Origin of the sequence: Thermogemmatispora sp. (genome assembly GCF_019683635.1) — a bacterium.
In the GTDB taxonomy this organism is placed as follows: Bacteria; Chloroflexota; Ktedonobacteria; order Ktedonobacterales; family Ktedonobacteraceae; genus Thermogemmatispora.
In genome coordinates, this window is record NZ_JADGIA010000040.1 from 18,014 (window position 1) to 31,020 (window position 13,007).

General features: G+C 60.8%; 12 protein-coding genes. 4 read left to right on the forward strand and 8 right to left on the reverse strand.

What is annotated here, in order from left to right; translation table 11 throughout:
- Positions 1 to 96 precede the first annotated feature (96 nt).
- Both IRZ31_RS06795 and IRZ31_RS06800 read right to left on the reverse strand, forming a co-directional pair.
- On the reverse strand, positions 97 to 660 hold the full coding sequence (locus IRZ31_RS06795) for a PadR family transcriptional regulator (protein WP_297151434.1): 564 nt from the start codon (positions 658 to 660) through the stop codon (positions 97 to 99).
- A gap of 284 nt (positions 661 to 944) precedes the next feature.
- Positions 945 to 1,769: a YjbE family putative metal transport protein gene (locus IRZ31_RS06800; protein ID WP_297151437.1), complete on the reverse strand. Its 825-nt coding sequence runs from the start codon at positions 1,767 to 1,769 to the stop codon at positions 945 to 947.
- 432 nt (positions 1,770 to 2,201) lie between these two features.
- Here IRZ31_RS06800 and IRZ31_RS06805 point away from each other — a divergent pair, with 432 nt between their 5' ends.
- On the forward strand, positions 2,202 to 3,113 hold the full coding sequence (locus IRZ31_RS06805) for a glucosaminidase domain-containing protein (RefSeq protein ID WP_297151440.1): 912 nt from the start codon (positions 2,202 to 2,204) through the stop codon (positions 3,111 to 3,113).
- 181 nt (positions 3,114 to 3,294) lie between these two features.
- Here IRZ31_RS06805 and IRZ31_RS06810 read toward each other — a convergent pair whose 3' ends face one another.
- From IRZ31_RS06810 to IRZ31_RS06830, 5 genes are all read right to left on the reverse strand, one after another.
- The gene (locus IRZ31_RS06810; RefSeq protein WP_297151442.1) at positions 3,295 to 5,076 is read right to left on the reverse strand and encodes a lipid II flippase MurJ; all 1,782 of its coding nucleotides are present in this window, start codon (positions 5,074 to 5,076) and stop codon (positions 3,295 to 3,297) included.
- A gap of 229 nt (positions 5,077 to 5,305) precedes the next feature.
- Positions 5,306 to 5,809 carry an adenylyltransferase/cytidyltransferase family protein gene (locus IRZ31_RS06815; protein WP_363325646.1) on the reverse strand — a complete coding sequence of 168 codons (504 nt, stop codon included), beginning with the start codon at positions 5,807 to 5,809 and terminating at the stop codon, positions 5,306 to 5,308.
- Positions 5,810 to 5,915: 106 nt separating this feature from the next.
- Positions 5,916 to 6,944 (reverse strand): bifunctional ADP-heptose synthase, encoded by a 1,029-nt coding sequence (locus tag IRZ31_RS06820; RefSeq protein WP_297151448.1) that lies wholly within the window; start codon positions 6,942 to 6,944, stop codon positions 5,916 to 5,918.
- On the reverse strand, positions 6,941 to 7,750 hold the full coding sequence (locus IRZ31_RS06825; protein WP_297151451.1) for a WecB/TagA/CpsF family glycosyltransferase: 810 nt from the start codon (positions 7,748 to 7,750) through the stop codon (positions 6,941 to 6,943). Before IRZ31_RS06825 ends, IRZ31_RS06820 begins: the two co-directional genes overlap by 4 nt.
- A gap of 59 nt (positions 7,751 to 7,809) precedes the next feature.
- Positions 7,810 to 8,100: a DUF503 domain-containing protein gene (locus IRZ31_RS06830; protein WP_069804186.1), complete on the reverse strand. Its 291-nt coding sequence runs from the start codon at positions 8,098 to 8,100 to the stop codon at positions 7,810 to 7,812.
- A gap of 465 nt (positions 8,101 to 8,565) precedes the next feature.
- Between IRZ31_RS06830 and upp the strand changes: the two genes are divergently transcribed.
- The 3 genes from upp to IRZ31_RS06845 all read left to right on the forward strand — a co-directional run bounded on the left by upp (position 8,566) and on the right by IRZ31_RS06845 (position 10,764).
- Positions 8,566 to 9,234 carry a uracil phosphoribosyltransferase gene (gene upp, locus IRZ31_RS06835; protein ID WP_363325647.1) on the forward strand — a complete coding sequence of 223 codons (669 nt, stop codon included), beginning with the start codon at positions 8,566 to 8,568 and terminating at the stop codon, positions 9,232 to 9,234.
- Positions 9,235 to 9,254: 20 nt separating this feature from the next.
- On the forward strand, positions 9,255 to 9,731 hold the full coding sequence (locus IRZ31_RS06840; protein WP_297151457.1) for a hypothetical protein: 477 nt from the start codon (positions 9,255 to 9,257) through the stop codon (positions 9,729 to 9,731).
- 211 nt (positions 9,732 to 9,942) lie between these two features.
- Positions 9,943 to 10,764 (forward strand): M55 family metallopeptidase, encoded by an 822-nt coding sequence (locus IRZ31_RS06845; protein WP_297151460.1) that lies wholly within the window; start codon positions 9,943 to 9,945, stop codon positions 10,762 to 10,764.
- 293 nt (positions 10,765 to 11,057) lie between these two features.
- Here the strand turns inward: IRZ31_RS06845 and IRZ31_RS06850 are convergent, their stop codons facing one another.
- A complete protein-coding gene (locus IRZ31_RS06850) occupies positions 11,058 to 12,896 on the reverse strand; it encodes a methyl-accepting chemotaxis protein (RefSeq protein ID WP_297151463.1) in 1,839 nt (612 codons plus the stop codon).
- Positions 12,897 to 13,007: the final 111 nt, after the last annotated feature.

Genomic DNA, 13,007 nt, shown 5'->3' on the forward strand with positions numbered 1-13,007 from the left:
AGGTGGGGCTGAGTGAGGGGGCCGTGTCCTGCCAGACGTAGAAGGAGAGGAAAGATTGATGATGGCCAGTCTGGCCGCTGGAGAGGGAGCAGCTTCCTATGAAGACGTGCCCACGAGACGGTAGTCGTGTTGTAGCTCTTGCAGCCAGGCAATGAGGGCGCGCGTCTGATGAATGCGGCTGCGCAGCACCACGCGATCGAAGAAGGCCAGGTCCTGAATGGGCGCGAGCTGCTCCTGACCCCCCTGCAATCCTTCGAGGTGACGCAGGAATTCCTGGCAGGCAGTGATCTGGCGCTCGATCAGGGCCGGCATCTCTGCGGGCAGGACATGCCGGATAAAGTAGAGCTTCAGTAAGAACAGGATGCGAATATCACGCGGGCGCTCGACTGGCTCCGTCAACCAGCGTCGAAAGTAGTCTCTGCCGGCAGAGGTCAAATGAAAGACCTTCCGTGGTGGACGCGAGCCTTGCAGCTCCAGCTGTGCTACAATGTAGTTGAGCCGTTCCAGCTTCTTGAGGAATGCATACATCTGGCTCATTTCCAGATGGACAATCTGACCCAGTGTGCCGCCCTGGAAATGCTGGAACATCTCGTAGCCATGCATGGGGCGCCCTTCCAGCAGCCCCAGAATGGCGTATTCGGCAGGCTCGCTGACGTGCATACACCGCTCCTCTCGTACAACAACCCGGCTCCTCGCAGGCGCGGTCTGTGCTCTCATTATAGTCTACTCATAGAGACGCAGCAAGCTATCTCCGTTGCAAAGGATGGGAGCGGACCCAGTGGAATGAGGGATCAGCAGACAGGGCCGGGGCTGGCAAGCAGCAGGGAGCGCAGCAAGTTGACGAGGACGACATGAGGAAAGAGCGCGCTCCTCTTGCGGTCCTTATTCATATGAGGAGCCTGAGCGGGGGTCTTCGCTGGGAGCAAAAGGACTCTGACGCCTTATCACTGAGGGCGTTCATCGGGCTTTCTCCGCGGCAGGGCCTCATCCCGAGTCGGACTGCTGGTCAATGGCTGGGATTCAGCAGGTGCCCTCGATGGCGAAGAGGAGGAAAGTGAGTGTTGCCGACGGGCGCGCAGGCGCAGCGCGATATCGACGGCCAGCACCAGGCCCAGGCAGAGAGCGTAGACCGCGTACTCGCTCCACCAGACCTGCTTCAGGAATGGTCCCAGGCGGAGATCTCCCAGGATCATATGGCCTGCCGTCCAGCCGAGCACCAGAGCGGCCACATCAAGGAGCCAGGGCAGGCGCCCGATCAGCTCAGCGACCAGAGCGCTCCCGAAGAGCAGAATAAGCAGACTGAGCAGAATGCCTGTCGTCAGCAAGAGCAGATTGCCGTGAGCCAAAGCCCCAACGGCGATGACATTATCCAGGCTCATCGTGGCATCGGCGATGATGATGGTCAGCAGTGCTTGCCACAGCGAGGGTCTGCCCTCTCGCGATATTGCTCCGGCCTGGGTGGAACCATCAGAGCCAGTTGGCTGGGTGCTCTCTGGGTGATTGAGGCGCTCCATCAGCAGGTGTATCGCGATGTAGAGTAGCACCGCTCCTCCTAACGCCTGCAGGAGCGGAAATGTCAGCAGCAGCGTCGCGACAATCGCAAAGAGGATGCGCAAGACTACCGCCCCGCCTCCTCCGATCAGAATAGCCAGCCAGCGCTCTCGTCGCGGTAACCGAGCCGCAGCAGCGCCGATGACCAAAGCATTATCACCGCTGAGCACCAGATCGACCAGAACAATGCCGCCAATAGCCCCCAGTAATTCCAGCACCGTCTCTCTCTTTCCCCTCCTCCTGGCTAAAATCGTTCCTCGCAGGCTTGCCTCCCCTAGACTAAGCGATTCCCGGCCTGTTGCAGACAAGCTAAGACTGGGGCTGACTCAGCAGAGTGGTCTCCCCCGCGAGGTTCCTAGTGAAAGTACGAGAGACGCGCGCCATGAGTTGTCAGCAATCCTACTGACAGCGACGCTAAGACACATGTTACCTGAAAGTGATGACCCTCCTCCCTTGTAATCGAGGGTCTCAACTGGCATTTTTAGCAGGTCTATGGTATGCTCTCTAGTGCTAAGACAAGTGCAGGTAGATGTCAACCTATCGCTGCAGCAGAGCATGCAGTCACTCCTTGCATCCGAACGAAGTGCTGTGTTACAATAGGCACATCTTTGCATCGCAAGATGCGAACAAAAGTTCTAAGGGGCCTGTGCATGGCTAACGGGAGCAGCTACGGACGCAACAGCCGATCAGAAGATCAACCGGTCTTATTCGTTCCCCCGCGACGCAGGGCGACCCGTATCCTGCCTGCGGAGGGAGGAGGAGTGACGGAGCCGCCGCGTGTGCGGGGGAGAGCCTCGTCGATACCCGTGACCACGATTGAATTGCCGGAGAGTCGTCCCTCCGCGAGAGGATCACTGGGGGCAGACAGGCACTGGCTGGGGCCATTCTTGCTGTGCCTTGGCGCCGTTGTCCTTGGCCTCCTGGTCATGTTGAGCGCTGCCATTTATGAGCGGGGCACGCATCTCGACCTGGTAACCGTGCCTGGTCAGGTCTATCCGGTGCAGATTGGTGGCTCGTTCGATGCCTTCAACACCTGGGAAGCCAGCACTGGCCCACTGCCGCCCAAGCAAAACATCCCATCTCATCCAGGACCCTACTCAGTCCTGGGGAAGCCGACAATCACCGTCGACTTTATTAATAAGGTCCTCGCTGCTTATCACTCGCCGGCGGCTGGCAAAGGAAAGGCGCTCTACGACTATGGCGTGCAATATGGCATCGATCCGGTCTACGCGCTCGCCTTCTTTATGCATGAAAGTACCTTCGGCACCCAGGGAGTAGCGCGTGAAACGAAGTCGCTCGGCAACATCCGTTGTATTCCGACGCGCCCCTGTACCAACCCCAATGGGCAGGGCTTCGCCATCATGTACAGCTGGGAAGACGGCTTCCTCCAGTGGTACAAGCTGATCCGCAATCTCTATGTGGCCCAGTGGGGGCTGGTGACCATTGAGCAGATCATTCCGAAGTATGCCCCCGCAGCCGACCACAACGACGAGCAAGCGTATATTCAGGCAGTTGAGCATGCCGTCGACACCTGGCGCGCTGGCAGCATCTATGTGACCTGAATGAAAGCCCGGCTCTGTCGGCTGGCCATCCTGTTGACCCGGCTCCCGCTCTCTGGGAGACCTGCCCTGTGCTGCGGAGATCTATGGGTGCGGACTGAGGGGTCTGCTCGACCTGTTTCTTTTCCCAGTCCAGGATAAGCGCCAGGACTGAGCGCAGCGCACGCTGCTCCCGCAGCGCAGCTTATTTCCTCCCCAGCTTGGCCATCACGGCCCGCGTGAGCAGATGGATCTCCTCAACCCGCAGCACGAGAATGCAGGCGAAATAGACTGCAGCGGCCACCCCTCCGGCCACCACCACCGTCAGGAGGGCGCCCAGAGTCGTCGCTGGCGAGAAGAAAGGCAACTGCCCCAGGCTCGTTTGAAGAACCCAGGCAACGACGCCCATAACGGCAGCGGCCAGCAGGATCTTGCCTAAAGCTGGCAGGGTTTTGCGCAGGCGCAAAGACCCATTTTGTACTCGCCAGATCAGAAGCAGGATCAGGGCGTGCGAGGAATTTTGTACGGTATTGGCCAGGGCCAGGGCGGGCATGCCGATCGTGCTGTAGCCTGGCAGCGCCACTGCCAGATAGCCCAGAATAGTGATGAAGCCCACGGCCACCGGCACGATGGTATTTTTGCGTGCGAAGAAGGCGGCCATCAGGAGCTGGTCAACGGCCACAAAGGGCAGCTGGTAGGCATAGTTTTGCAGGGCTGTTGCTGCCAGGATAGTATCATGCTGTGTATAACGCCCGTGGCGATAGATCAGGTCGCAGATCGGCTGACGCAGAATGATCAGCCCCAGAGCTGCCGGAATCATCACCAGCAGTCCCAGGCGAATACCGGCCATCAAGGTCTCTTTAAACTGCTCCTCCTCGCCGGTGTTGGCCTGGACTGACAGCAGAGGCAGAGTTGAGAAAGCCAGGGCTGAGGCCACCAGCCCGATAGGGAACTGCAGCAGACGTGTGGCATTCTGCAGGGCGGTAACATTGGCCGCGCCGTCACCGGGCGTCAGCGAGGCCAGGTGCAGATCAAAGTTGGCCAGCAGCACGTTGAGGACAAAATAGCTGACAGCCACCGGAGCATAGAGCTTGAGAATGCGCGGAATGCCCGGATGGCGTAGTTGAAAGGTGAAGAGATAGCCCAGTTTCTGCCGTCGTATCCCCGGTAAAAGCAGGAGAATCTCGCCGGCAGCCCCCACCAGCACGCCGCAGGCGATACCGTACTGGCCAAAGTGCTGCTCGCCTACCAGCGCCCCAACAATGACGCCAATGATGATGCCGATGTGAAAAGCGGCGGTCGCAAAAGCTGGCCAGCCGAATTCACGGAGGGTATAGAGGGCAGCTAGCAGGACCGAGAACGGCCCGAGGCCAACCAGGGAGAAAAAGATGATCTGCGAGTAATGCAGCGTCAGAGTCTTCTCTGCCCCTGTATAGCCCTGAGCAATGAAATTCACAAAGAAGGGCGCAAGCAAGGCGTAGCCAGTGGCTATCAAGAGCATGAGGAGGGTGACAACATTTACCAGGGTGAAGACCAGCTGACGAAATTCCTGGCGTTTCTCTGGCGCGACGTAATCGCTGAAGGTTGGAATGAGCGCCTTATCGACCGAGCCGTTAATGACGAAATCATAGAAGGTTTGCATGGAGACGCTGGCGGCCAGAAACGGCCCGGCGACGCTCTTGCCCAGGGCCGCGATGACGATCTGGCGCACCATGCCCATGATGCTGCTACCCAGGTTGCCAAGCATGACCAGTGAGGCCCCGCGCGCAACCTGGCCGTGGGTGCTGGATGAGCCTGCTGGGGCGGAGGCGGACTCCGCCGTCGTCTCGCTCTGCTCCTCTACCTCGACTGGCAGCGGTAGCTCTCCTTCCGCTGCCGGGGTCCCAACGGTGATCAGCGGCAGCGGACCAGAAGAGCGCTCCTGCGCTGGTAATTCTTCCGCTGCTCCTTCTGCCTGAGCTGGATGATGTGCTTCGTAGTCTGCCATAGGTTGGATCGGTCCTATCTCCGTGCGATATGAAGCCTGCCTGGCTATCTGGCGGGCCACCATGTTCGCTACAAGACGATCGGCGTGGCTGGCGAACGTCAGTGTGGACTGAGCGTCCTCCTGGCCCGCGCGCTTCCTTCCGGGAGAAGCCCATCTGTAGCAGTAGCAGGTGAACTGACCATCCAGCCAGGCGGCGAAAGAAAAGCCAGAACAACAGGCTGCTCAGAGGTCATGGCAGGCGCTTGATAGCCATGATCAACTCTGTTGTCGAATGGTGTGCCAGGTATGGGATCAGGCGGACGCTGCCGCCGTAGCTCTGAACAACCTGGGCTTCCGGCAGGCGAGCAGGATCGGGCACGCTGTCGCGGGCCGAGGCCGAGAGCGGGGAGGCGGCGTAGTCGCCCCCCTTGACGTAGATTGCCGGGCGCAGCAGGGCCACCAGGTCACAGGCCGTTGGCTCGCCAAAGATAGTCACATAGTCGACGCAGGCCAGGGCCGCCAGAATCTCGGCCCGCTCCTCCTGGGGTACCAGGGGGCGCCCCGGGCCTTTGAGGGCCCGTGTGCTCTCATCACTATTGAGACCAACGATCAGGAAGTCGCCCAGGGCACGGGCCTCCTGAAGATAGCGCACATGGCCCAGGTGGAGTAGATCGAAGCAACCATTAGTGAAAACCGCCCGTTCACCGGCCTCTTGTCGTTGGCGCACCAGAGCAGCCAGCTGCTCGCGCTCCATCAACTTGGCGCGCGTTGCCAGAGGTAAGCCGGAGCAGCCCGCTGAAGGAGCCGGTCCGGCGGGGCGAGCGTTGCCGCCTTGAGTTGTTAGCCTGGATTCTCCTCCATTACTCATGCAGCGCATCCATCAATTCTTCGGGTGTATTGCTGGCGCAGCCGAGGCGGCGCACCACCAGCGCGGCTGCTACATTCGAAAGGAAAGCTGCCTCGGCCATCGTCGCGCCGGCGGTCAGGGCCAGTGCGAAAGTTGCAGCCACTGTATCGCCGGCTCCATTGGTATCGACCACCTCACTGCTATGGCGGTTCAGGCGGTAGATCGGCAGGTGCAGCGGCTCCCTACCGACCTCGAACAGACTCATTCCTTCACTCCCGCGTGTGATCAGCACGCCGCGGGCCTGGCTGCCCTCTAACAGGCGGCGCCCGGCCTCATTCAGCTCCTCCTCGTTATGGATCGTCATCCCCAGCGTCGCCTCAGCCTCTGGCTGATTAGGGGTCAGAGCTGTGACACCCTGGAAGCGGAAGAGCGAGCCATGCGAGTCTACGACGATGATTTTGCCCAGCTCGCGTGCCAGGGGCAGGCAGGCCGCAATGATATCGGGGCTGATGACGCCGTTCTCGTAATCGGCGACCATGACCGCGTCCATCAAAGGGAGCATGCGCTGAATATAGGCGATAATCTGGCTCTTGCAGGGTTCAGTAACCTCCGACGTGTCGACGCGATCCAGGCGCACGATATGCTGGCGCACTACCTGCGGACTGCCGGCCAAAATCCGGGTCTTCGTCGAAGTCGGGCGGCGCGGGTCGGTAAAGAGGCCCTCCTGGTGGATGCCCCAATCGCGAATGGCCTGGCGCAGGCGAGTGCCGGGAGCGTCATCGCCAACCACGCCGGCCAGGAAGACCTCTGCGCCCAGCGCGCGTGCGTTTACGGCCACGTTGGTAGCGCCACCTGGAATAGTGTGTTCTTCGCTCAGCTCAAGGATCAGGACCGGAGCCTCGCGTGCAATGCGCGTCGGGCGCCCGATCAAATACTCATCGGCGACCATATCGCCGATGACCAGCACGCGCTTGCCGGCGAAGGCTGAAATAAGAGCGCGCAGGCGTTCAAGCCTGCTGGCGCCAAGCTCTTCCTGCATCATGCCTCTGAGTGCCTTCCTCGTCCCTTGAAGATTACCACCAGTGCAAAGCGGGGCAATGCCAGCATCCGGCGCCAGCGCCACGGCTCGTGATAGAGGCGATAGAGCCATTCCAGGCCCAGGCGCTGCCAGGCGCGGGGCGCCCGCTTCTTGCGGCCTGAAAGGAAATCGAAGGCGCCGCCGACTCCCATTGCCACGGCCACCGGCAGGCGTGACAGGTTGCGCCAGATCCACAGCTCCTGAGCCGGCGCACCGTAGGCCACACAGAGCAGGTCGGCCTGAGCGGCGGCCAGACGCTGCAGAATTGCCTCCTCTTCGGCGGGATCGGGCGAACCGGCGTAGGTGCCGGCGATCTGCAAGCTGGGGAAGCGCGCGCAGAGGCGAGCGGCAGCGGCCTCGGCCACACCGGGAGCAGCCCCAAGTAAAAAGAGGCGATAGCCGTGGGTGGCACAGCGCTCCGCCAGGGCCGGAATCAGATCGGTACCTGTAATGCGTTCAGGGGCGGGCTGGCCGAGATAGCGCGTCGCCCAGACCACGCCGATGCCGTCGGGCACGTTCAGCGCCGCCTCGTTGATAGCCTGGCGAAAGGCCGGATTGCGGCGCGCCTCCATCACAAACTCAGGATTGACCGTCACAACCTGACAGCAGGGCAGACGATTGCCACTGGCGCGTCGGCGGCGGATCTGCTCCTCGATAAAGGTGAGCGCTTCCTCCTGCGTAACGCGATCGATGCGCACGCCGAGCACAGAGACAGAACGAGGGCTTCCCCGACTCTGGCTGGGCGTGCTCTCCACTTGCTCTACTGACATAGTGCCTATCGTAAGTACTCAGTCCGGTCAGGCGAGCCTGGCAGGGGCGGGCATCACCATCACCAGCTCATAATCTCGGTCCTGGCGTCGGTCACGATCACATCGGGGCGTGTCTCTTCAATGAAGCGCCAGACATGATCAAGGACCTCCTCGGCGTGCTGGCTGCTGGTGCTCACGTAAGACAGCCCCAGGTAGGCGATCTGCCAGCGGTCATGCCCATCCACCTCGGCAATCGCTACCTCGAACTGGTTGCGCACGCGCGCCATAATCGATTTCAGTACCTGCCGTTTCGCTTTCAGCGAGTGGCACGACGGCAGATGCAATGTGATTTGACAGACTCCCACGACCATGAGGCTAGTATAGCACAGTTGGTCGGCTCTCGTGACCTGCTCATCTGCACTTCTTGTACTTCCAGGTCCCGGGCCAGCCTGGCCGCTTCCCCGGCAAGTCCCCTGACCGCTCTGGTCAGTCTACTCGCTTGCTGCTCGGTTGCTCGCCACGGCTTCCTTGTTCGTCCGTTGGCTGGCTTGCGCCAGAGGGATAGCCTTCAGACCATCCCTGCGGCGGGCGTAGCGAACGCACAGAGTAGCGCAGGCGGCATGGCGCAAAGGCTGGCTCCGCCGTGCCAGGTGCCACTCGCTGAGAAGCTTGCTGGCAGCTAGCAGGCGGGATGGGACACTCTCGACGCCTTCAATTATCTCTGATAGAATGCATGAAGGCAACCATACAGGCCACTTTTCTTCCGCCACGAGCATGAAGGAGAAGGCAAGATGACAGAAGTTGGTACGCGGAGCGAAGAACAGCCCGTGCTCCCAATGCAGGGAGTGCCACAACCTCGTCGCGAGGAGGTCCTCAATCTACCACGTGTGCATATATCTCATCACCCTGTAGTGGCGCATAAGATGACAGCCCTGCGCGACAGGCGCACGCCTCCGACCGAATTTTATCGCCTGGTGAAGGAGATCGGGGCCTTGCTGGCCTATGAGGCTACGGCCACCCTCTCGCTGGAGCCGGTCGAGGTTGAGACGCCGCTGCAGAAAACCATCGGCCAGCGCCTGGCCGGCGGCATCGGCATTACGCCGATTCTCCGCGCTGGTCTAGGGCTGGCGGAGGGATTCCGCGAGGTCATCCCAGATGCCCAGGTCTGGCATCTGGGTTTGCGGCGCGATGAGCGGACGCTCCAGGCCCAGGAGTACTATAATCGACTGCCAAGTACTGTCAATTTGCAAGTCTGCTACGCCGTCGATCCAATGCTGGCAACTGGCGGCTCGGCGATCGACGCCATTTCCATCCTGAAGCAGCGGCATATTCCCCGCATCTGCTATGTGGGCATTATCGCTGCTCCCTATGGATTGCTGCGGCTCTCACAGGCTCATCCAGATATCGACATCTATATTGCTGCTCTTGATGAGAGCCTGAACGATTACGGTTTTATTCTGCCGGGCCTGGGCGATGCCGGCGACCGGCAGTTTGGAACCTTCTGAGGAGGACGACGAAGGGTGCGATGTCGGATGTAAACCATGACCCGGATCAGCTCCGTTCAGAGACAGCTCAGGAGTCAGACGGGCATGACCAGACCCAGACAGTCGGGGAGGCCGCTGTCTCTGAAGCGGCTCCCCAGACCAGTGCCGGCGAGACAGGGGCCGGCCAGCCCGCGCCGGCAGGCACAGCCACGCCAGAGTGGGAAACAAATGGTGGCCCACTGGGCTGCTGTCTGGGGGTGACTGTCGGCCTCTTACTGAGCCTCTGCCTGCCTGTGGCCGTGCGCCTCGTTGGCTCGCCGCTCTCCGATATCTTCAATGGGGCCCTCCTGCGGGTGATGATGGCTCTGGCCGCTGTGATGGCCGCCATCATCTGCGGCTACTTTGGCTGGAAGATCGGGCGCCGCCTCTATCGTGAGTATGAGCTGAGTCCCCGCCAGCGGCGCCGTCTGGAAGAGCTGGAGCGCAAATACGCGCAACGTCAACAACGACGCCCCTGAGCTGAGCGAGCAGTGGCAGTGGAAAGGCTGTGTGAATCTGATCCATTCTCCAGTTCCCAGACCAGCGAAGCTGGTGAAGGCCCTAAGAAGAGAGAGGCTTTGCTTTTTTGCCTTTTGGTCTCCTGATACGTCATATAAGATAGAAAGGGCAAAGATGCTACTGACAGACATGTATAAGCGGTTCTACATTGCTTGAGGGAGAGCTTCCCCTATGCGGATCGTTATCTTTTGCGATATGGAAGGGGTGGCCTGCATTGAGAACTGGGAGCAGGTTACGGCAGGTCGCCCGCTCTATGAAGAGGCGCGCAAGCTCTATACTGACGAGATGAATGCAGCGGTGCGCGGAGCGCGCGCTGCTGGAGCCACAGAGATCATAGTGGTAGACTGTCACGGGGCCGGCGGAGCTTATAACTTCAAAAGTTTTCTCCCGGAGCGTCTGGAGTCTGGTGCTCAATATGTGCTGGGCCATCCCTGGGCGCGCTACATCGAGGCCTTCGAACGCGGCTGTGACGCCATTCTCTTTGTCGGCGCTCATGCGATGGCTGGCACGCCCGATGGCGTGCTTTGCCATACCGTTTCTTCCGAGACCTGGTACAATGCCTGGATCAACGAGACGCGCGTTGGCGAGAGCGGCATCCTTGCTGCCATCGCTGGCTGCTGGGATGTACCTGCTGTCTTTGTCTCCGGTGACGCGGCCACCTGCCGCGAGGTGACAGCCCTTCTCGGCCCACAGGTGGTCACCGCCGAGGTCAAGCGTGGACTGAGCTGTTTCTCCGCCGTTCATATGGCGCCACGCGATGCCTGTTCACTGATCGAGATGGGCGTGGCACGGGCGCTGAGCACGCGCAACTGGCCCAAGCCCTACAAACCGGCCACCAGCCCGGTCACTTTCAAGGTCGAGCTGTCCGGGGTGGAACGGGCGAGTGACTTCAAGGGCCGCCAGGGTGTGGAAATTGTTGGGCCACGGACGGTCGTTTCAACGGCCACAACCTTCTGGCAAGCCTGGGATCAGTTTTGGTATCGCCACGCTTAACTGAGGAGCGTGCCGGCTCTGCTCGACTTACTCGAAGCGACCCCAGCTATCCCAGAGCAGCCTGGGTGGCTCAGGACCAGTCGCATATCGATTCTAGCTGCCTCCAGGCCACGCGGCTCCATCCCCCTCTGCCTCCGCCCCTGAGCCGGAAGCGCGCAGAGTACACAGCACAGGCTTGCAGAGCGCGCGTGGCCTATGTTCTACAAGCCTTGCCCTGGCGAGCCTTTTCCCCGCCTGGAGAGGCACACGCTATGACGCGACTGATCGTTGCCGAAACAGGTCCCCTGGTGCCTTCACAGCTCTTCTTGCACCTTGAAGGATGCCAGGCGTCGGCGCAGGCTCTCGGTGAGACTGACCATTGCATCAACGGCCTGCTTGCTGTGCTGCAGATGCTCATTGAGTTCCGCGCTCATCCGCGACATTTCCCCCACAGAAGCGACGGCCAGCTGCGAGCTTTTGCTCTGGCGTTCCGTATCGACATGGATCACATCGGCCAGATCGGCGATCTGTTCAGCCACTGTCAGAATGGCATCCAGTTCGATACCGGTCTGGGTGACCAGATCGGTCTGAGTGATCACCTGCTGCGTATTGCGCTCCACGCTCTGGGAAATGGCCGTTGTCTCGTGCTGCACCGTGCGGATATGGGTAGCGACCTTGCGCGCTGCTTCGGCACTGCGCACCGCCAGAGTGCGGATCTCCTGGGCGATCACCGCGAAGCCCTGGCCGTACTCGCTGGCGCGCACGGCTTCAATAGCCGCGTTGAGTGCCAGCAGATTCATACTGGCCGTCAGATCAGTAATGGCCGTCACCGTCTCGTTAATCTCCTGACCGCTCTCGCTCAGGCGCTTCATGAGGCGGGCAGACTGCATGGTCGCCTCGCGCACCTGCCGGATGCCCTCCACGGCACGATCCACCGTCTCCTGTCCTTTGGCCGTTACATCCAGGGCCTCCGAGGTCATCTGCGTTAGCCTGGCGGCGTGTTCGCCCAGCTGGCGGATCAGGGTTGTCAGCTGATCGACCTCGTGAGAGAGATGGTAGACCTGGCGCTCCTGTTGATCGGCGTCGCGCACCAGCAGCTCAGCGCTTCGCTGCAGGCCGTGAGTGTAGTCATCGAGCGTGCGTGTGCTTTTCTGGAGGTCGGAGACAATAGCATGGAGCTGCTCGATCAACGTATTGAGCACCTCCACGACCGGCTGCAGAGAGGCATGGCGGGCTTGCAGCCGGACCCGCAGATCGCCGCGGCTCAGCGGCTCCAGCTCGGCGCGTAGAGCGGCAATAGCCTCCTGCAGAGCGCGATGTTCGGCCTCCTGCTGGGCGAAGACCTGGGCGTTATCGATCGCGATGGCCGCCTGGTTAGCAAAGAGTTCGAGGATCTCGATGCGCTCCAGCGTCGGGATCTGGCCGTCCTCCGGCTCGTCGAGAGAGATAAAGCCGACCAGCTGCCTCTTGCGTGGACTATAGAGCGGCACAATCAGCATGTCGAGCGGATGCCAGCCACCGGGCTGATAGTCGCTGAGTGGCATATTGCCAACCAGGGTTACATCAGCAAACTCATGGATATGTTCGTGTGAAATAAAATAGCTCTGGCTGATGCGGAACTCTGGCCGCATTTGGCGCAGCATCTGCTCCACCCGCATTGGATGCTCGATGAGACGGCGCTGGTCCTCGGCGGAGATGCCGGCGAAAGCGACAGCTTTCAGGTACTCGCTATTCTCTTGCAGCAGCTTAATTACCGCGCTGCGGAAGCCAGTGCAGGCGGTGATCGAAGCAGCAATCTGCTGGAGCACCTCCTCCAGACCCAGCTCAGCGCGCAGCATGTTTCCCAGGCGGATCAGCTCTTTGACCTGGCGTGTATAAAGGGCCTGCTCCTGGGTTGTAGCAGGATTGGCCGTACCGGTCGCGCTGGCGGAGCCAGCGGCGGGCGCTGCTGCAGGTCCGAAGGACTGAGGTCGTGAGGCGAAGCGCTCGCGCTCCGCTGAAGTATTGAGCGGAGGGAAGGTAGTCATAGCAGCCCTACTCCGTGCATGGTTAGTCTTGGGATCGACGCTCCGTTCCTGGCGTGTCGGCTCGTTGCCGCTGCGCAGGCGTACACGCAGGGGAATAAACCAGTTCTGCTGTTTTCTCTCTGCCATGCCAGCATCGTCTTCCTTTCCAGTGTGGCCCGCGCGGTCTGGCCTGGCGGCAAAAAGCGGGGCAGCCGGTCTTGCCTCCTGTGCTTCCGGTGGGCGAAAAGGACTCCCATG